Annotated in this window: 31 protein-coding genes and 1 tRNA gene; 25 read left to right on the forward strand and 7 right to left on the reverse strand. The window is 56.3% G+C overall.

Features of this window, described 5'->3' with window-relative positions; all coding sequences use genetic code 11:
• Positions 1-147 precede the first annotated feature (147 nt).
• The 6 genes from BIS10_RS01145 to BIS10_RS01170 all read right to left on the reverse strand — a co-directional run bounded on the left by BIS10_RS01145 (position 148) and on the right by BIS10_RS01170 (position 4,534).
• Entirely contained in the window at positions 148-801 is a 654-nt protein-coding gene (locus tag BIS10_RS01145; protein ID WP_253501583.1) for an HNH endonuclease, read from the reverse strand.
• Positions 798-2,636: a toprim domain-containing protein gene (locus tag BIS10_RS01150; RefSeq protein ID WP_253501585.1), complete on the reverse strand. Its 1,839-nt coding sequence runs from the start codon at positions 2,634-2,636 to the stop codon at positions 798-800. The genes BIS10_RS01145 and BIS10_RS01150 overlap by 4 nt, the downstream gene beginning before the upstream one ends.
• Positions 2,618-3,544, reverse strand: a complete 927-nt coding sequence (locus tag BIS10_RS01155; protein WP_253501587.1) for a helix-turn-helix domain-containing protein — start codon at positions 3,542-3,544, stop codon at positions 2,618-2,620. Before BIS10_RS01155 ends, BIS10_RS01150 begins: the two co-directional genes overlap by 19 nt.
• Positions 3,541-3,741, reverse strand: coding sequence for a hypothetical protein (locus BIS10_RS01160; protein ID WP_253501589.1), 201 nt, complete (start codon positions 3,739-3,741; stop codon positions 3,541-3,543). Before BIS10_RS01160 ends, BIS10_RS01155 begins: the two co-directional genes overlap by 4 nt.
• Before the next feature lie 56 nt (positions 3,742-3,797).
• A complete protein-coding gene (locus BIS10_RS01165) occupies positions 3,798-4,262 on the reverse strand; it encodes a phage regulatory CII family protein (RefSeq protein WP_253501592.1) in 465 nt (154 codons plus the stop codon).
• Between the two features lie 65 nt (positions 4,263-4,327).
• Positions 4,328-4,534 (reverse strand): Cro/CI family transcriptional regulator, encoded by a 207-nt coding sequence (locus BIS10_RS01170; protein ID WP_174788524.1) that lies wholly within the window; start codon positions 4,532-4,534, stop codon positions 4,328-4,330.
• 133 nt (positions 4,535-4,667) lie between these two features.
• Between BIS10_RS01170 and BIS10_RS01175 the strand changes: the two genes are divergently transcribed.
• From BIS10_RS01175 to BIS10_RS01280, 23 genes are all read left to right on the forward strand, one after another.
• Positions 4,668-5,315: a LexA family transcriptional regulator gene (locus BIS10_RS01175; RefSeq protein ID WP_253501595.1), complete on the forward strand. Its 648-nt coding sequence runs from the start codon at positions 4,668-4,670 to the stop codon at positions 5,313-5,315.
• A 724-nt stretch (positions 5,316-6,039) separates the two neighbouring features.
• Positions 6,040-6,270, forward strand: coding sequence for a hypothetical protein (locus tag BIS10_RS01180; protein WP_253501598.1), 231 nt, complete (start codon positions 6,040-6,042; stop codon positions 6,268-6,270).
• Positions 6,271-6,747: 477 nt separating this feature from the next.
• The gene (locus BIS10_RS01185) at positions 6,748-6,969 is read left to right on the forward strand and encodes a hypothetical protein (protein WP_253501600.1); all 222 of its coding nucleotides are present in this window, start codon (positions 6,748-6,750) and stop codon (positions 6,967-6,969) included.
• A 35-nt stretch (positions 6,970-7,004) separates the two neighbouring features.
• Positions 7,005-7,163, forward strand: a complete 159-nt coding sequence (locus BIS10_RS01190) for a hypothetical protein (protein ID WP_253501603.1) — start codon at positions 7,005-7,007, stop codon at positions 7,161-7,163.
• Positions 7,160-7,327 carry a hypothetical protein gene (locus tag BIS10_RS01195; RefSeq protein WP_253501606.1) on the forward strand — a complete coding sequence of 56 codons (168 nt, stop codon included), beginning with the start codon at positions 7,160-7,162 and terminating at the stop codon, positions 7,325-7,327. The genes BIS10_RS01190 and BIS10_RS01195 overlap by 4 nt, the downstream gene beginning before the upstream one ends.
• Positions 7,308-7,541, forward strand: a complete 234-nt coding sequence (locus tag BIS10_RS01200) for a hypothetical protein (protein WP_253501608.1) — start codon at positions 7,308-7,310, stop codon at positions 7,539-7,541. Before BIS10_RS01195 ends, BIS10_RS01200 begins: the two co-directional genes overlap by 20 nt.
• 88 nt (positions 7,542-7,629) lie before the next feature.
• On the forward strand, positions 7,630-7,884 hold the full coding sequence (locus BIS10_RS01205; RefSeq protein WP_253501611.1) for a hypothetical protein: 255 nt from the start codon (positions 7,630-7,632) through the stop codon (positions 7,882-7,884).
• A gap of 88 nt (positions 7,885-7,972) precedes the next feature.
• The gene (locus BIS10_RS01210; protein WP_253501614.1) at positions 7,973-8,125 is read left to right on the forward strand and encodes a hypothetical protein; all 153 of its coding nucleotides are present in this window, start codon (positions 7,973-7,975) and stop codon (positions 8,123-8,125) included.
• Positions 8,122-8,766: an AAA family ATPase gene (locus tag BIS10_RS01215; protein ID WP_058578033.1), complete on the forward strand. Its 645-nt coding sequence runs from the start codon at positions 8,122-8,124 to the stop codon at positions 8,764-8,766. Before BIS10_RS01210 ends, BIS10_RS01215 begins: the two co-directional genes overlap by 4 nt.
• Positions 8,763-9,401 (forward strand): hypothetical protein, encoded by a 639-nt coding sequence (locus tag BIS10_RS01220; protein ID WP_253501617.1) that lies wholly within the window; start codon positions 8,763-8,765, stop codon positions 9,399-9,401. The genes BIS10_RS01215 and BIS10_RS01220 overlap by 4 nt, the downstream gene beginning before the upstream one ends.
• Before the next feature lie 62 nt (positions 9,402-9,463).
• Positions 9,464-9,964 carry a siphovirus Gp157 family protein gene (locus BIS10_RS01225; protein WP_253501620.1) on the forward strand — a complete coding sequence of 167 codons (501 nt, stop codon included), beginning with the start codon at positions 9,464-9,466 and terminating at the stop codon, positions 9,962-9,964.
• A gap of 55 nt (positions 9,965-10,019) precedes the next feature.
• Positions 10,020-10,211: a hypothetical protein gene (locus BIS10_RS01230; RefSeq protein ID WP_253501637.1), complete on the forward strand. Its 192-nt coding sequence runs from the start codon at positions 10,020-10,022 to the stop codon at positions 10,209-10,211.
• A complete protein-coding gene (locus BIS10_RS01235; RefSeq protein WP_253501640.1) occupies positions 10,208-10,369 on the forward strand; it encodes a hypothetical protein in 162 nt (53 codons plus the stop codon). The genes BIS10_RS01230 and BIS10_RS01235 overlap by 4 nt, the downstream gene beginning before the upstream one ends.
• Before the next feature lie 35 nt (positions 10,370-10,404).
• Positions 10,405-10,671: a hypothetical protein gene (locus tag BIS10_RS01240; RefSeq protein WP_253501643.1), complete on the forward strand. Its 267-nt coding sequence runs from the start codon at positions 10,405-10,407 to the stop codon at positions 10,669-10,671.
• A 265-nt stretch (positions 10,672-10,936) separates the two neighbouring features.
• The gene (locus BIS10_RS01245; RefSeq protein ID WP_253501645.1) at positions 10,937-11,119 is read left to right on the forward strand and encodes a hypothetical protein; all 183 of its coding nucleotides are present in this window, start codon (positions 10,937-10,939) and stop codon (positions 11,117-11,119) included.
• A 1-nt stretch (position 11,120) separates the two neighbouring features.
• Positions 11,121-11,681, forward strand: coding sequence for a hypothetical protein (locus BIS10_RS01250; protein WP_253501647.1), 561 nt, complete (start codon positions 11,121-11,123; stop codon positions 11,679-11,681).
• A 281-nt stretch (positions 11,682-11,962) separates the two neighbouring features.
• The gene (locus tag BIS10_RS01255) at positions 11,963-12,229 is read left to right on the forward strand and encodes a hypothetical protein (RefSeq protein ID WP_253501650.1); all 267 of its coding nucleotides are present in this window, start codon (positions 11,963-11,965) and stop codon (positions 12,227-12,229) included.
• A gap of 8 nt (positions 12,230-12,237) precedes the next feature.
• A complete protein-coding gene (locus tag BIS10_RS01260) occupies positions 12,238-12,540 on the forward strand; it encodes a hypothetical protein (protein WP_253501653.1) in 303 nt (100 codons plus the stop codon).
• A complete protein-coding gene (locus tag BIS10_RS01265) occupies positions 12,522-12,866 on the forward strand; it encodes a hypothetical protein (RefSeq protein ID WP_253501656.1) in 345 nt (114 codons plus the stop codon). The genes BIS10_RS01260 and BIS10_RS01265 overlap by 19 nt, the downstream gene beginning before the upstream one ends.
• The gene (locus BIS10_RS01270; protein WP_253501659.1) at positions 12,863-13,081 is read left to right on the forward strand and encodes a hypothetical protein; all 219 of its coding nucleotides are present in this window, start codon (positions 12,863-12,865) and stop codon (positions 13,079-13,081) included. The genes BIS10_RS01265 and BIS10_RS01270 overlap by 4 nt, the downstream gene beginning before the upstream one ends.
• Positions 13,082-13,118: 37 nt before the next feature.
• The gene (locus BIS10_RS01275) at positions 13,119-13,319 is read left to right on the forward strand and encodes a hypothetical protein (protein ID WP_253501662.1); all 201 of its coding nucleotides are present in this window, start codon (positions 13,119-13,121) and stop codon (positions 13,317-13,319) included.
• A gap of 41 nt (positions 13,320-13,360) precedes the next feature.
• Positions 13,361-13,678, forward strand: coding sequence for a helix-turn-helix domain-containing protein (locus BIS10_RS18975; protein ID WP_392567139.1), 318 nt, complete (start codon positions 13,361-13,363; stop codon positions 13,676-13,678).
• Complete coding sequence (locus BIS10_RS01280; RefSeq protein ID WP_253501664.1) at positions 13,582-14,670, forward strand: site-specific integrase; 1,089 nt, start codon at positions 13,582-13,584, stop codon at positions 14,668-14,670. The genes BIS10_RS18975 and BIS10_RS01280 overlap by 97 nt, the downstream gene beginning before the upstream one ends.
• Positions 14,671-14,682: 12 nt before the next feature.
• Here the strand turns inward: BIS10_RS01280 and BIS10_RS01285 are convergent.
• A tRNA-Leu gene (locus tag BIS10_RS01285) sits at positions 14,683-14,767 on the reverse strand.
• A 91-nt stretch (positions 14,768-14,858) separates the two neighbouring features.
• Between BIS10_RS01285 and BIS10_RS01290 the strand changes: the two genes are divergently transcribed.
• The gene (locus tag BIS10_RS01290; RefSeq protein ID WP_253501667.1) at positions 14,859-15,560 is read left to right on the forward strand and encodes a ComF family protein; all 702 of its coding nucleotides are present in this window, start codon (positions 14,859-14,861) and stop codon (positions 15,558-15,560) included.
• Positions 15,561-15,591: 31 nt separating this feature from the next.
• Positions 15,592-16,566: a serine/threonine protein kinase gene (locus BIS10_RS01295; protein WP_253501670.1), complete on the forward strand. Its 975-nt coding sequence runs from the start codon at positions 15,592-15,594 to the stop codon at positions 16,564-16,566.
• The last annotated feature ends 30 nt before the right edge of the window (positions 16,567-16,596 follow it).

A 16,596-nucleotide genomic window follows, 5' to 3' on the forward strand; every position in this document is an offset into this window, starting at 1 on the left:
TCGCCAGCTGCTTTAGCTCGCCTGCCGTGTAGTAGCGCTCATGCCCTCGATCCCAGCACAGGACAGTTTTGTTTTGGAATTCAATCCGAACAATTATGTTGCGACGCTTCAGAGCAGCTATCTGGCTATAAGTAAGGTGCTGTGGCATTAGAAGACATCCTTTAAATGTGGAGCGAATTCAAGTCCATGCCCTGGGTCAAATCCGCTCTCGACGCGGAATTCCATAACCTCCATTGCCGCCTCATCCAGCTCCACGAAAGCTCCTAAGAAATGCAGAGCACTATTGACCCTCACTCTGGCAACCCATTTCTTGCGCGCCTTCACCCAAGAAACCCCAGACACCCCGCTCGTATTTATTCGATACTTCGATTTATTCCGATTATTCTCAGTCCTGCTAGATGCGCGCAGATTGCTCCATCTATTGTCCGTAGCATCACGGTTGCGATGGTCTATCTGCGGCGGTACCGGGTCATCTTTCATCCACATCCATGCAAGCCGATGCTCGGAAAACCTGACGTGCATTATTTTGATAGCACGAACCTGGTAACCTGTTTTCGAGTCGGTATAGAGAGATCCGGCACGCCTACCAGCAAACCTTGTATTCCATGCCTTTTGGTTTCCTGGGCTCTTAAACCAATGCTCTCCACGCTCTCGCCAAATAAAGATCCCTGTCGCGGGGTTGTACTCAAGAAGCTCTCTCACTGACTCAGGAGTTATGTTCAGCGCCTCTTTGCCGTACTCGATGCGAACGACGATTCCTTTGGCGCGGAGCTGGGCACGTTGTTTTACGGATAAAGTCATGCGGCAGCCTCCTGTCGGCTCGACCAGCTCACAAGCGGGGTGGGGCGATGCGTGGGCTTTCCGAGGTATTGGTTGCTCATGGAGTCAAACCAGAGCGCCACGCTCCCCTCCTGCCCGGTAGCGCGCTGCTTGGAGACAATCATGCGAACGTCGCCTTGTTCCTGATACTTGGGCTCGATCTCTTCGCCGTGGTGGAGCTTTTCAGCCTCGCGCTCTTTGGGCTTGTTGCGCCAAACCGTAACCACGTTATCGGCCATGTCAGTAAGGGCGGCACCGCCGCGAACGTCGAGCTTGTTGGGTGGGCGATCCTCGTCCATTCCTTTGCGAGGGTGGGCGACGAGGTGTATGTGAACTTCCATTTCGTGGGCAAACGAGGTTAGGCGGTCGATAGCTCGCTTCTGCGCGTCGTAGTCCTCTTCGCCAAGGCCGCACTTGGATAGAGAATCCACAATGAAATGGCCGACGCCGTAGCGTTTCGCGGCGTACTTGAACGCGGCCAACATCTCATCAAGGTTGGCACTACCCATCTGGTCATAGATCCAGAGCTTGCTAGTCAGCGCATCCAGGATACCGTCGATGTAGCCGCTGGCCGGGGAGTTGGTGCCTGCGGCTTGGCGAACCATGCGGGAAAGCGTGCGCTTGGCTGGCATTTCCATTGAAGCGATGCAGAACTTCTCGCCTTCCTTGACCATGCCTGTCAGTCCGATGAAGCCGAGTAGCTGAGACTTACCGTGGCCATTCCACCCCGTCCATACGGTGGTTTCAGTCGGGCGGAAACGCAGAAGATCCCGCGCCTTGTCCCACGGCAATGGCATTCCTGCGACCTCAACCGGGTTGGCAAACTCGTTTTGAACGTCATCGCGGAACGCATCTACGCTGACCAGCTTTTCAGGGTCTAGGGATTTGGCGTTCTTGTAGCAACGCTCGATAACTTCGTCAGGAATCATCCCGGTCAGGACTTCATTCCAGTCCTTGCTGGGCAGCTCAACGATAGAGCAACGCTCACGCCCCAATCGCTTGATGATCTCCTTGGTGGCAGCGCGCCCCTGGTCGTCGTTATCCAGCGCTAGGTAGATCATGTCGAAACGATCAAGGTTGTCGAATTCGTGTTCGATCCAGCGCTGCTTCTCACCTTCACCACCACCAAACGGAACCGAGAGAGCTGGGTATCCCGCTTGTGACGCGCTCATGGCATCAATCTCGCCTTCGGTGATCGTGACGGTGCGAGCGGTCGATGGGATAGCTTGCCAACCGAAAAGACAGGGCTCTGACTCGGCACTGGCTCGGATCTTTTTCTTGCCATCCTTGCGGTCGATCCCAATCCATTTCATGAAAACCAGCTCGGAACCGCGCAGGTACGGAAACACTATGTCCCGGCCATCCTCCGCGACCCGGAACGTCTGGATAGTCTGGTCTGTCAGCCCACGGCTACGCAGGTACTCCATCACTGGACTGGATGGCTGGAGCCTCTTGACGCTAGCCGGGCGCTCGGGCCGCTTGTACGTTTTCTGGCGCTTGGGCTCGGACAGCTTCACGTCACGAATACCCAGCCAGTCCTTGGCGTCGTCCATCGCGGTCTTGAGGTCACAACCCTTTACGGCGCACCAGAGATCCAGCAGGTCGCCGCCCTGGTCGGCGCTAAAATCGCACCACACGCCAGCTTTATCGCCAGTAAGGTGGACACCCAGACTTTTGCCGGATGCGCCATGAACATCACCAGCGCGCCATTCGTGGCCTTCTCTCTTGCCGTTGGGTAGCAGGTAGGTAGCGACGGTTTCCGCTCGCTGGGCGAGGCGATCCTTGAGTTCTGAGGGCGTCATGCTTGATTCCCCCACGTCACGGTGCCAGCGTCCCACTCGTCGATATGGCACTGGGTGCCGTCGGGTAGAGTCAGATTGCCATCGTCGTCAGGCTGGGCGCATCCGGCAGGCAGGGCGCGCCCACGGCTGGGCGTGTACTTGATATCCACGTCCAGCGTCTCGGGACGGTTGCGGTGGTCGTCGAGCTTATGAACTTTCGCGGTGCCAGCAAACTCGCGCCAATGCTCGTCTGGGCCGAAGAACGTAGCGGCTAGCTTCACGTACCGGGTGCCAGCAATACCCTCTTGCTCGCAATCGCTGGCGTACCGGGTCGCGCTCTGGATCAGGGTTTCAGCCTTCACGCCTTCGTTGATGCGGGCTTGCCATTTCTTGAATGCTGATTTCTTGTTATCAGGCTTGTGGCGCTTCGGATACGCCTTCCAACACACCTCAAATTCCGCCGTGTATCCACTCGTTGCATCGCCAGATGCTACATGTGGTTTTAATAACGGTTCTTCTAACGGATCAATAACGGTTAGGGTGTCATGGGTGCTACCCGTCTCCGCGCACCCATGCGACCCGTCTCGCGCATCCATGCGACCCCTCGCATCGGCGCTACCCCTCGCACCAGTGCTACCCGTATCGGTTCCGTACTCAGGCATTTCGGCGACCATTTTGACGTTCAAATGGTACTGTCGAGTTGAGCCCGGCGCGCCGCCATTGGCATTGCCAATAACGCGGACAAAGCCCTTGGCGATGAGGTTGTGCATGACCCGGCGGGCCTGGGATTCGCTAACGCGCATTTTCTTGGCGAGCGCTTTCATTGACGGGTAGAGTGAGCCGCCTTCGTCGTTGCACCAGTCAGCAAGAGCCAGCATGCAGAGCATCTCAGAACCGCCGTTTGGCCACTTCTCCCAGACCATTGAGGAAACCTTGATGCTCATAGTTGTAACTCCTGCCAGACGCGATTCTGGTACTCGTCAAATGTCTCAGTGATAGGGTATTCAAGCGATTCGATGACCTGACGCTCCATGAGCGAGTCATCAAAGGCAGCCAGACGCTCCTCGCGGGGCAAGTCTTTTAGCTGCCGGAAAATGGTCTGGACATGCGCCGTCGAGTGGCTTATATTTAGTTCATTCATTTTGTGTATCTCCAGTGAATGGCCCACCAGCTCCCCAGCTTTCGTGGGCTTTTTCATTACTTGACCGCCGCCAGGGTGGTCGTCCCGTTTTTGTGCATCGCCTCGATGCGGCTCATGACCGTGTTGCCGAACACCGCCAGTTCATGGCGTTGACGCTTGATCTCCTCCAATTCCTCGCTACTGATAACGCCATCGCGCTTCGCCTCTCGAACGGCGGCAACAAAGCGAGCGGCTTGCTCGTGCTGATCAAGTAGCAGTTCGCGAATTTCGCCTTCGAATGCGTCCGCGTCCTGGCTGATCGGCGTGGCCACCATGCCAAGGTCTTCCAGCGCGCGATCGATGCAGCGCGTGTCTTTCAGAATCCGGTTGATGCGGAAGAAGTCGGCCAGGGTCAGAGATACCGGGCCATCGGGGTCGAGCTTCTTGTAGAGGCGCGATTCCGACATATCGAGCTGGTAGGCCAGCTTCTTGACGCCGTACTCAAAGGCCGCTTCCCGTAGCCCTGCTGTATATGAATCCATGGGTTAAACTCCTGCTTTCCGTGTCCTCTCAGGTGATTTTGAGAGGCGCTAAAATAGGGGTGTGGTTAGGCGGCAACAGCGCCGAACACGTCAGGACGCAATTGGCTAGCCTTGATCTTTCCTTTGGTGGCTTTCACAACAGCCATAACCCGAGCTGCCGGAACGACCTTCCATTGGGAGATGGCCTGAGAGCTGATCCCGATGGATCGGGAGAGAGCAACCGGGCCGCCAGCTAGGCGAAGCGCCTCTTGCATTGCTTGTTCCGGGGTCATAGGGAAATCCATGCTTAACGTATTTGGTCAAAGTGTAAGCCATACTTACCCAATCGGGCAAGGCATTCTTCCGTTGCCAGATGTAAGCGATGCTTTCAGACTAAGGGGCAATTACACGCCTATTGGTGAAGGCATGACCGAAGACGAGAAGGTAGGGCAGCGAATAACGCGAGCCAGAAAAGAGGCGGGGCTTACACAGCAGCAGTTGGCCGCCGTACTGGGCGTTTCTCGTCCGGCGGTAGCTCAGTGGGAGAAAGGGCGTACCAGCCCGTCAGCGGAGAACCTGCGCAACGTAGCGACCGCAACAGGCAAGCCGCTGATCTATTTCTTTACTGGCTCAGGCGTCAAGACGGATGAATTTGACGAAGCCCCCAAGATGCGAGGCCAGGTGCCTCTGATCAGTTGGGTGCAAGCCGGAGCATGGACGGAGGCGTTTTGCCCCGTGGGTGATGACCTCGAATACTACCCAGCGCCGCCGACCTGCGGCCCAAGAGCGTTTGGGCTGCGCGTGCGTGGCGAATCAATGATCGAAGTGTACCCGCCGGGAACACTGATCTTTGTCGATCCTGACGTTGAGCCCGTCTCCGGTGACGACGTGGTTGTTCAGTGCGAGCAGCACGGCGGAGCAGAGGCCACGTTCAAGCGCTATATCATTGAGCCAGGTGTAGGCCCAATGCTAAAGGTGCTCAATAAGGATTGGCGAGAGCAATACATGGACTTCACCGAGGATTGCCGAATCATTGGTGTGGTCATGGCGCAAATGACCCTCCGAAGGCAGTAAAACCCCCTCAAAATAAGCACAGCTAACCAAGCCCGCCATTGAGCGGGCTTTTTTGTGCGCGTGGAAACAAGGGCTTACATTTTTATTGAAAGCTATGCTTACTTTTGTGTTGACGGCTTAGGTAAGTATGGCTTACATTTGAGTCATGGCAGCGGCGCTGACGCACAGCGAAACAGACAGCCCGCCATGGCTCTTTACACAATCTGCGATCCCCCGGTGCTTGGGCCAATGCATCCACCTACAGGCTAGGTGATTCCAACGATACCCAAGCGGGGCGGCCCCTAACAGACGTGGGGCAGCGGTTGGCACCAGGGCGTAGCGAGCCCACGTTGGATAAAGACCACGCCGGGGTCAGTACCGGCTTAGCCCGTTCACTGAGCGGGCATCGGGATGGGTGTAGCTCACAGGTGAGAGCAGCTAGGCATCGGAGTGCTAGCCAATGGTGCCAGAGACGGGGCCGGATCGTTACCGGCCACCCATCCCGATGCTTCACGAATTACACAGGAGAGCATTATGGCGAACAGAGTTTTAGACCCAGCTATTTCGGCTCTAAAGTCGAGGGCGAGAGAGCTAGGCTCCGAATCGGTGATGACGACCGACGAAAACGGTAACACGTTAATACTCATCGGAGCCGATGAGCATGATAAATCAGGCCGTTTGGCGGCATGCATGCTCCAGATAGAGCAGCAATCCAGAGCTAGCCGCTAATCAACAGGAGGTGGGTATGGGCGAAAAGCGCGTTGTTCAGTTCAGTATTCAGGCCCGAGCGACACTAATGGGTGAGGTTGAGCTGACTGAAGAGGAATACGACGAGTGGTGCAGCAAGATTGATTCAGCGAAAGGCTTTGAGCGAGAGCAAGTGGCTGAAGAATTAGCCTTCCTTGCTGGAATAGACTGGCGTGATGCTGATCTATCAGACGATGAAGTAGACGAATTTGACTGGAAAGAGCAATGACCCGATCCGCTGGGTAACGCGGCCTAGAGCCTGCCCGTTCGGCTGAGAATAGAGCGGGCATCGGGAAGCTGGGTGGTACTGGCGCGACGATGCCAGCGAAGGCATGGATGAAGTAATGAGCATTCTCGCCAGCCAGCTTCCCGATGCAGTGAAAGATACGCCCCAAAGCGGGTGCTCCCGTATGCCTTATCGGTGGGGGTTAATGGAACGAAAAGATAGGGCCACTGCATCACGCTATCAGGGGATCAAACGGCATTGCGTCCGCCCCGATGACGGCAAACACTACCGCAACCAAAAGCTAGGGTGTCACCGGCCAGCCCATTTGATCAAGAGCCGGATTCAGGAGGCTGCATCATGCTCTAACGCAAGCCCGCAAGGGCCCCATTGGAACTTGTGTGCGCGCCCTGGCTAGTTCAGGGCGCATCGGAAAGGGTGAAGGGCAAGCGCCCTGTAGCGTGAGTAGCGCGTCTCACGTACATGACAAGCTGGATACTAGCCGTCTTAACGGTGAAGTCACAAAGCCAGCGCTTGGTAGCGACAAGCACCCTTCCCGATGCCACCCGGCATCACGTGTCCGCTCAGGAAGAGCAAGCATTCGCCCGCGCCCAGCGGGCTTTTTTACGGCATGGCCTCTTGCTGAGTCGCCATGCCCGCGCTGCTTCCCCTTTAACTCCAAGCCGTTGGCACTGCGACGAGTAACGAGGCAGCGCGCCCAATTCTGAGAGAGGTGACCAATGAAACCGACTGAAACCGCCCGCCGCCACAACGACCCCGAAACCTTCCACGCCAACGAGTGTGCCGCATCGCGTCTCTATCGCACGCGGGTAGAGCTAGACCACCGGCGCGCTGAGATGGAGCTGAAAAAGCAGCTCAAGGAGGTCTGGGAGTTGTGACAGCCCGCTACCTGATCCGTGAAAAGCGCGGAGAGATCATCACGCCAAGGCCGGATCTTGGCCTCTATTCCAGCCGCCGAAGCGCCAAGCGCGCCGCCAAGCGCTACGGCTATCCACAAGAACTCATACACAAGGTAACCCGCCATGACTTCGAGAGCGCTTAGCCTTATCGCCCTCGCTGCCATTATCGGCAGCATGATCGTCGCCACCAAGTTAGACGCCTCCGACAACGAGCGGATGCACCGCAAATACTGCCAGGAAGTGGCCGTTTGGGCTGCTGAGGAAGCGCGGGGCATTGACCCGCACCACCGCACCGGTCACCCCGATTATCGCGGCAACGCTGCCGAAATTTGCCCAGGCATGAGGCCAGCGCCGTAATGCCCGCCACCCTGGAGTTAACCCTCACCGCCATTCTGTGCCTGGGCGCGATAGGGCTGTTGCTCGTCGCCAAGGGCTAGGAGGTTGAATGTCACATCTACACGCAGTACCCGACCAGAATGCCGTCCGCTTCCCTCAATTCCTAGCCGAAGCCGACAAGACCCCGACTGACTGTATCGAGGAAGGCGAGCGCGCCGCCTGTAATTCGCTGATCCGCTGGGCGCAGCAGCCCGAAAACGAGCACTGGCTGTGCGACATCTTCTTTGAGCGCAACGCCACGTCACGGCGGGATGCCGCTATTGCTGAGTGGGATAAGCAGGTGCGCAGCGGGGAATGGGTATGAGAGAGCGGCAAAGCTAAAAAAGCCCGCTCCTGGGCAAACAGGTAGCGGGCCGGATTGATCCACGTCGAAATAGATCAGGAGAAAGGCTATGTCATTTTTTGATGCCAAGCAAGAACTGGCGATGATGCTGCGCAATGGGCAGATGACGCTAGACGAATACGAGATTGAGTTAAAGGCGCTGAAATACGCGCACGCTGAAACAATGAGCCGGGCAGATGATCGGCAAGGAGTAGCGGCATGAGCATTACAACATTGGTGCTAGGCCAATCAGGCACCGGCAAGACGGCGAGCCTGCGAAACCTAGACCCGGCCAAGGTTGCGCTAATCAAAGCGACCGAAAAGCCTCTGCCATTCCGAGCGGCGGGATGGAATCAATACACCACCGACGCATGGGCAATGATGATTCAAGCTGCTCGAAAAGCGGTAGCTAATGGTAAGGAGATTGTGGTTGTAGACGACTTCCAATACCTGATGGCCAACGAGTTCATGCGCCGCAGTGACGAAAAAGGCTTCGAAAAATTCACCGAGATAGCTCGGCACGCATGGGAAGTGATTAGCGCCATGTCAGCGCTGCCAGCGCATGTTCGCGTTTACATCTTGAGCCACACGCAGGATGACGACTACGGGCGCACCAAGATCAAGACAATCGGCAAGATGCTGGATGAAAAGATCACCCTGGAAGGGTTGTTTACGACAGTTCTGCGCACCCAGGTGCAGGACGGCAACTACCAGTTCCGCACGGTCAACAACGGCAGCGACACGGTAAAGGCTCCTATGGGGCTCTTCGATAGTGATGTTATCGAGAACGACTTGGCGGCAGTCGATAAAGCCGTTGTTGAGTACTACACAATCACCGCACCGCAACAGGAGCAAATAGCATGAGCGCTATCTTTCAGTACAACGAAGCACAAGCCGAAGCCGCCGACGCAGGCGGCGGGGATTACATCACTGAGTCTTGCGTGGTGCGCGGCTTCATCGATCAAGCGAAGTGGGTAGAGGCGAACACAGGCGCTAAAGGCTTGGAGCTGACGTTCGAAAGTGAGAAAGGCCAAAAAGCCAATTACCTCACGCTCTACTACCAAAAGAAGGACGGCAGCCAGAACGAGGTTGGACACCAGCAGATTCAGAGCATGATGGGCGTCACCGGCGTGCAGTCGCTAAGCCAGCAACAAGGCAAGGACGGCTTGATTGCCCCAGAGCTAACGCGCAAGCCAGTGCAGGTCGCCTTGGAGCGTGAGAACTACATCAAGAGTAACGGCGATGAAGGTTTCCGCTTTCAGATCAAGTGCTTCATGTCGCCCAAGTCTGGCTTGACCATTGCCGAACATAAAGCGGGCAAGCAGGCAGAGTCAGCGGGCTATTGGGCTGAGCGTTTCGCCAAGAATCCAAAAGGCGCGCCACCGAAGCAGCAAGCGCAAAATGCACAAAGCTATGGCGGCGACCCTCGCCAGCAAGGCGATAGCTTTAGCTATGGTGCCCCAGCTGATGACCAGCTAGACGATGAAATACCTTTTTGATTCAATAGCTTACATTGATATATCTAGCCGCCATAGTGCGGCTTTATTTTTGCGAGGTCAATATGCAATCACTTTACGCCCTAACCAACGAGTTTCAGCAGCTTATCGATATGGATGCTGACAACGACGCTGAATTTGCCGAGGCGCTGGCCGATACGCTTGACGCCACCAGCGAGCAGCTTGAGGACAAGATCGAGGCCACGATCATCGTAGCGCGGCAACTCGACACCGAAGCCGAAGCGATCGACAACGAGATCAAGCGGCTGTCTGCGCGTAAAAAATCCATTGAGCGCAACGCTCAGGCGTGCCGTGACCGCGTTTTGTGGGCCATGGAAAATACCGGGCGTGACAAGATCAAGCGTCAGCTATTTACGATTACGCGCGCCAAACCGCGTGCAGTCTGCACCATTGAAGACGCCGAGAAGGTGCCGGAGCAGTACACAAAACTGATACCCGCAAGTCGCCAGCCAGTCAAAGCCGAAATATTGAAAGCGCTAAAGGCGGGCGAGAGCGTGCCGGGCTGCAAGCTCGACGAAGGCAAGGCATCGCTGAGGGTCAGCTAGCCGCCGAGCATCGCAGAGCCTAGCCCCGAAAGGGGCTTTTTATTTGGAGAACGTTATGGGAAACGCAATATCTGCACTAGCCGGATTCATGCTCATGATAGCCGTTATTCTCGCCACTGTAGGCGCTTGGGTTCAGCACTTCATCACGACGGTTAGCGAGGAAATGTGGGTGCTATTAGTGGTGGGCGCGATCATCCCGCCGGTAGGCGTGCTTCACGGCTGGCTGGTGTGGATCGGTGTGCTATGAGCCTGCTTACCGCAATCGCCAGCGCCTTCGGAGTGCCGTGGCGACCCATCCACTCACCACCGCCGATCATCCAAGGCTCCGGCCTCACCAAACCCCACCAGCGTCAGGCCAAGCGCAAACGAGCGCAGCGCCGAGCCAAGCGACTGAAACACTTCTAGCCCTGCCTGTGCGGGGCTTCTTTTTGGGAGGTTGTATGCAAGCTTTCATGAAAATGCCCAAGGCCTGCGTCAGCTGCGACCACTATCAGCAGGTAGGCAAAGACTACGACACGCACTGCCCCTTTCCTGATCGCTACCGTCTTGAAGGCCAAACTCCGTACGGTAGATGTAAGCACCACGGCGTGGAGGTATTCGCCACCCAGGTGTGCGGCGCCCACCAGCACGACCCGCTGATCGAGTGCGTTGACGTGACCAACCGGCCCGAACCCAGAGCGCCTATTCAGGAGGGCATGGCGTTATGAGCTGGATAGACGAAATCGAATACCTAGGCGAACTCGGTAGCCGCGCTAACGATGTAACCAGCGCGGCTTTTTTGTGGGAGCAATACATTGAAAGCCACGACTAAACGCTGCCCTAGGTGCGGCAGTGAGCGCTTGCGGCTGTTTCGCTCAATCAATCTGAAACAGTGCGACGAGTGCTTGCATGAATTCGACTGGCACTTAGCGCCTGGGCAGAAACCGCTAGTCGGCCCAAGCCGCGACCGCTACATCATTACTGGAGATAATCATGAGCGAATTTGAAATCGCCAGCGATGAGCTGGCTAATCAGTTATGCCAGCGCATAGAAGAACTGGAACACGAAAAATCAGCCGTGCTGGCTGAAAACGACGCGCTGACCGCTGAAAATATAGAGCTGCGCGTAGAGCTGGCCGAGCAGGCTAAACAGTTGGCTAGCATGAGGGCGGCTTAAAATGGCCAATCAATACGCAGAACGCGACATCATGGCCCTGGATAAACACGGCGGCCACTACACGCGGCACCTAAGCGCAATGACGGGCGAGGCGCTTCACGATAAGAGTGATATTGCTGCCGAGCTGGCGTGGCGCGATGCTGAAATTGCTCGCTTGGAGCGCGAGCGAGACGCCTACCGCACTGCCGAGGAGCACCAGATAGCGCTGCGGCAGAAGATTGAGCAGGAGCGCGATGCGCTGGCGGCTGATAGAGCTGACCTAATCCAGGAGCTCATCCCACTACAGAACATGACGCACGGATTGGCTCGCTCTGGCGGATGCTCTCCTGATTACCCAAATGACGCAAAGGCAGTTCTTGAGCGGGTAACAGGCGGCCACGCACCTTTCTTTGATGACAGCGGCCCCAGCGCCAAATGCCTCTCCCGCCGCGACGCGCTCAAGCAGGCGGAGTGGATAAGCGATTACCTGCGCTCGCTCCATTGGAACACAATGAGTATTTCGCCTATTGATCTAAATATTGAGGCGAAAAGACTGCGCCGCCAAGCCGAGGCTCAGCAATGACCCACCAGCCCAAAGGCAGCATGTGTATGTCATGCCGCCACGCGTTCGACGACTGCAGCCACCTCCCTTTCTCTACCATGCCCGCCATGAGCAAAAGCAAGGGCCGCATAATCGTGCGCTGCACGGAGTTTAAGCATGCTCAATCAACTACCCAACGCCCGGCGCATCGTCGCGCTGGCAGTGCGTAGGCGCATACCCGATACGCCGCCGTGGCGGTTATCGACACGACTGTTTAGAGACTATGGCCGCCGGTGAGCGGTTTCTTTTTGCCTGGAGGATTTATGTCACAGCTCAGATTTACCAAAGGCTCTCTGTATATCCGCCGCTTCAAAGAAGGTGATCAAGCCGACTCAATCTTCGACGCGGTGCGCATGGCTGCCGATCAACTGCTTAACAAGCGCAACGGTAAAAACCACTTTTACGTAGCAGTGCGGCGAGGTTTTCCAGGTCAAGTGCTTGCGACCGGGCGCTCCAAGCGAGATATACAGCGACGCTTTATAGGTCGCCCTTGGAGCGAAACTCAAAAATTCTTTCGCACGGCTAAATAGAGGTTTTTATGAGCCAGAATGAGCCGGTTATGAGCCAGCGCGAGCGGTTTGAGGCTAAATGCGGCTACTACCCATGGATGCTGCCAATCCAGCGCTGGGAGTCTACCGGCGAATACGTAAACCTAGAAACAAAGCGAGCATGGGCTATCTGGCAGGCCGCTTGCCCGGAGGGATGGCAAGCATTGCCCAGGGCGGCTACACCCGAAATGCTTGACTGCATCCATGACTGGACGCGGCACACCGAAGAACGCTACGCGGCGCTGTTAGAAGTGGCACCCAAGCCGGAGGACGCATGCAAAAGCCCCGACTAAGAAAAGACGGCACGTATTGGCGCTGCTGGATGCCCGATGCTCAGGACGGCCATATCAGCGTCAGTGGCAACACGACAACGGCGGCGCTGATTCGCTGCCTTTATGAGTACGCGCACCGGTTACAGCTGGATGGCACGCAGAAAGAGCGGGTGCTTTACAACGCGGTGCTGAATATATGGCGAGAGGTGGATGGCAACATCGACGAAACGGCGCGGGAGATTCTGGTGCATACCGATAACGGTCGCGGAAATGAGATTCGCGAGAGCTGCGAGAAGATCAACGGCATGGTTGATGAGGCTTTAGAAGTGATGGAGTGCCTGGGGTGAGTGAACGAAAACACCTCGGCCAGATGGTGCTGGCCAACTGCCCGGTATGCGGCGGCATCGTGGCGTCGGCGTGGATCAATGATGGCGAGGCCGACGCAGAGCGCGGTTATCTAGTCTCTGACTGGTGCAAGCGCGGGCTTTCGATCCGCACGATTGAGCGATACGAAGGCGACCCGCTGCCGCCGCCGTGTACTGAGCGAGAAGCGCATCGATAACCGCCGCCACCAGGGCGGCTTATTTGTGGAGACGATCATGCAACTTGCAAAGCACTGGCTAGCCATGGCCTTCGGGCTCTTTCTTTATTACACGCTGCGCTTTCTGCCCGGCAGGTGGTGGGTATCCGGCGGCTGGCTGCACTGGCTATTGCCCTTTATGGGCTACTACGCTTACCAGCCGCCCGCGCTGGGGTGGCGAGAGCCGATGAAGCCAGGGGTCAATGAACATAAATGGTAGACGCCGCCCACGAGGCGGCTTTCTTTTGCCTGGGAGGCAGCATGAAAGCACTGGTCACTTACGCCGAGGCCGCTGAAATGCTCAGCGTCTCACACTGGACTGTCCGGCAGATGGTCCGGCAGGGAAGACTCACCGCCAGTGGGGAAGGAAAAGGCCGGCGGGTCACGATGGGTAGCATTCGACGAATCGGAGAGCTTGACGCCGAGGCGCTAGAGTTGGAGAGTCACAACGCGCCCGGCGTGCAGAAAGGGGAAAAATCTGTATGCCACATAAAAGGAAAGGCTCGCCATTCTGGTGGGCATCGTACAACGACCCAAGCGGCAAACGAATTAGACGCTCTACTGGGACAGCGGACTTAAACGAAGCGAAAGCCGTGGAAGCGAAGTGGCGAGCCGAATCGCACCAGAGTAAACACTGGGACGTGAAGCAGCCACGCAGCTTTGAAGAAGTAATGGTCGAGTATCTGCGCGGGTCGGCACACCTGCGCAGCCTCCACACCATCAAGTATCAGATCGGCAACCTGCGGCGATATTTCGGCGGCGTTGAGATTGGAGCGATTACCGGCGCGGATATCAAAGGCTATATCCGCCACCGGCAAGAGCAGGGAAGGGCTAATGCCACCATCAATCGGGAGTTGGCCGCGCTTTCGTCGGCGATCAACTACTGCAACCGAGAATGGGAGTGGGGGCTGGAGAATCCGGTTAAGGGCAGGCTGACGCGGGAGGCTCGGCACCGGGAGCGGTACTTGTCTCGCGGGGAGGTTGGCAGGCTGGTGACCGCAGCCAGGCAACAGCGGCACGGCGATGTGCTGGCCGACTTTATCGAGCTGGCCGCGCACACCGGTTGTCGCCGTGGCGAGCTGCTGGGACTGGAATGGTCACGCGTCAGCCTGGACCCGGGCAAAGAGTCGCTAACGCTGCTCAGCAGCCACACAAAATCCGGCAAGCCGAGAACGGTGCCGCTGAACAGCGTGGCTCAAGCGGCGATAAAAAGGCGGCTGGCGTGGCGGGCAGGAAACGTGCCCGGGTGCCCGTGGGTTTTCGCTCGAGCAGACGGTGAGCCAGTCAAGTCACTCAGAGCAGGATTCGCCCAGGCGGCAAAGAGGGTGCGGCTGGATGATTTGCGGATACACGACTTGCGGCACACGGCAGCATCTTGGCTGGTGAGCGATGGAGTTCCACTGGAGGTAATAAAGGAGCTACTGGGGCATTCCAGCATTACGATGACCGAGCGATATGCGCATTTGGCACCGCAACGAGTGCGCGAAGCCGTAAATAGGCTAGGTCACAATCTGGTCACACAGGATAATCTAGTGAGTATTGGGATAAAGCAGGGAGGGATAAAAAACTGAGGTAAATCAAATTGGTGCGGATGGGGAGACTCGAACTCCCACACCTTACGGCACTAGAACCTAAATCTAGCGTGTCTACCAATTCCACCACATCCGCAGAAGACGAGGCGTATATTATCAACATTTGCGCTAATGTCAAATCTTACAGCGCTATTTTTTAACATGAAGGCAAAGGAGGACTTGAAGCGGTGAAGAAATGGATCGTGACCATTAACCAGTGGCTCAAGCAGGGGCTGCCCGGCTACTGTGCATTTTGCCTTACTGGGCGCTCATCAAGTGCAGGGTGGTGCGATGAATGCTTTGCATTGCTTCCCTGGAATCTTCATAGCTGCGAGCAGTGTGCCGAGCCGCTGGCGGGGGTGGCTGGTAAACGGTGTAGTCACTGTCTGACGGAGCCACCTAGCTTTACCACCACGACAGCGTCGCTTTGCTACCAAGATACGATAACTTCCTTGGTGCACGACTTTAAGTTTCATGGCTCCCCACGTGCGGGAATGCTGCTAGTTGAGTTGATGTTATCCCGGTGCCCCAGCCAGATGGCCAGCGCATTGCTCCCTGTGCCTATGTATCCCGGGCGTGCCAAAGAGCGCGGATTCAATCAGGCGCAGTGGCTGGCTGAACGGCTAGGCGACCGGTTGGATCTACCGGTGATGCAGGCGCATTGTATTAAGCATTTGCCTTCTCAGCGCTCTTTAAACCGCCGGGAGCGACAGCAAAACTTAGCAAGTGCATTTATGGTGGATACTGAGATGCCCGCGCATGTGACTATTATCGACGATGTAGTAACAACCGGTGCCACCGGCCATGCGTTAGCGACCGTACTGCTGGAACAGGGTGCCAAGCGCGTTGATATTTGGGCCGCTGCCCGTACACCGCTGCAGAAGAGTTGATAAACTAGGCAGCCCATCCAAGGAGTCATCTATGCCGCATCCGTTTAGCGCGCTTTCGCCTGATCTGGTTATGTCAGCCGTTGAGTCGATAGGTATTTGGCCTGCTGGCGAACCGTTTGCTCTCAATAGCTATGAGAATCGTGTGCTGATGTTTCGTGATGACGACGGTGGTCGCTGGGTCGTGAAATTCTATCGGCCAAACCGCTGGTCAAATGAGGCTATTCAGGAAGAGCATGATTTTTTAACCGAGTTAACGCAGGCGGGCGTTTCGGTGGTGGCACCGTGGCGCAATGGCCAAGATGTATCGTTGCATGAGTATCAGCAGTTTCGCTTTGCCTTATTCCCACAGTGCATAGGGCAAGCACCCGAGTTAGATAACCCTGCCCATCTATTTGCCTTAGGTGAGGTGCTGGGTCAACTTCATGAAGTGGCTGCTAAAAAGTCGTTTCAGCATCGCGGCACGCTATTGCTCAGTGAAGGGGTGACCGAGGCCGAGCAGCGCGTAGTGACAAGCTCTTGGCTCAATAATCATCAAACCCGCGCCTATCAAAACGCAGTCGATAAGATTCGCCGCCAACTTGAGACAGTACATATCCCTTCTGCAAGCATGATACGTACCCATGGAGACTGCCATTTAGGCAATATTCTTGGCCGCGATGAGACATTTACGCTTGTCGATTTTGATGATTGCCTGATGGCGCCCGCCATCCAAGATATATGGATGCTGCTGCCCATGGAAAATCCGCAGCTATGGCGGGCGCAACTCAGTGAGATGATAGAAGGCTATGAAGAGACAAGTCCGTTTCCCCATCAGCAAATGTCGCTTATTGAGCCATTGCGTGCTTACCGCTTAATACGTCACGCGGCGTGGCTGGTAACTCGGTGGGATGATCCTGCCTTTCCTCGGGCATTTCCCTGGCTGGCAGAAAGTGGCTATTGGGATCAGCATATTCGCCAGCTTGAGCAGCAACTACTGCACCTGGATAAGCCATTATGGTTGGCCTAATGCATCGGCTGGATTAGTTTTATCTTGTAC

This window comes from Halomonas sp. 707B3 (assembly GCF_024158645.1).
Taxonomy (GTDB): Bacteria; Pseudomonadota; Gammaproteobacteria; order Pseudomonadales; family Halomonadaceae; genus Vreelandella; species Vreelandella lionensis.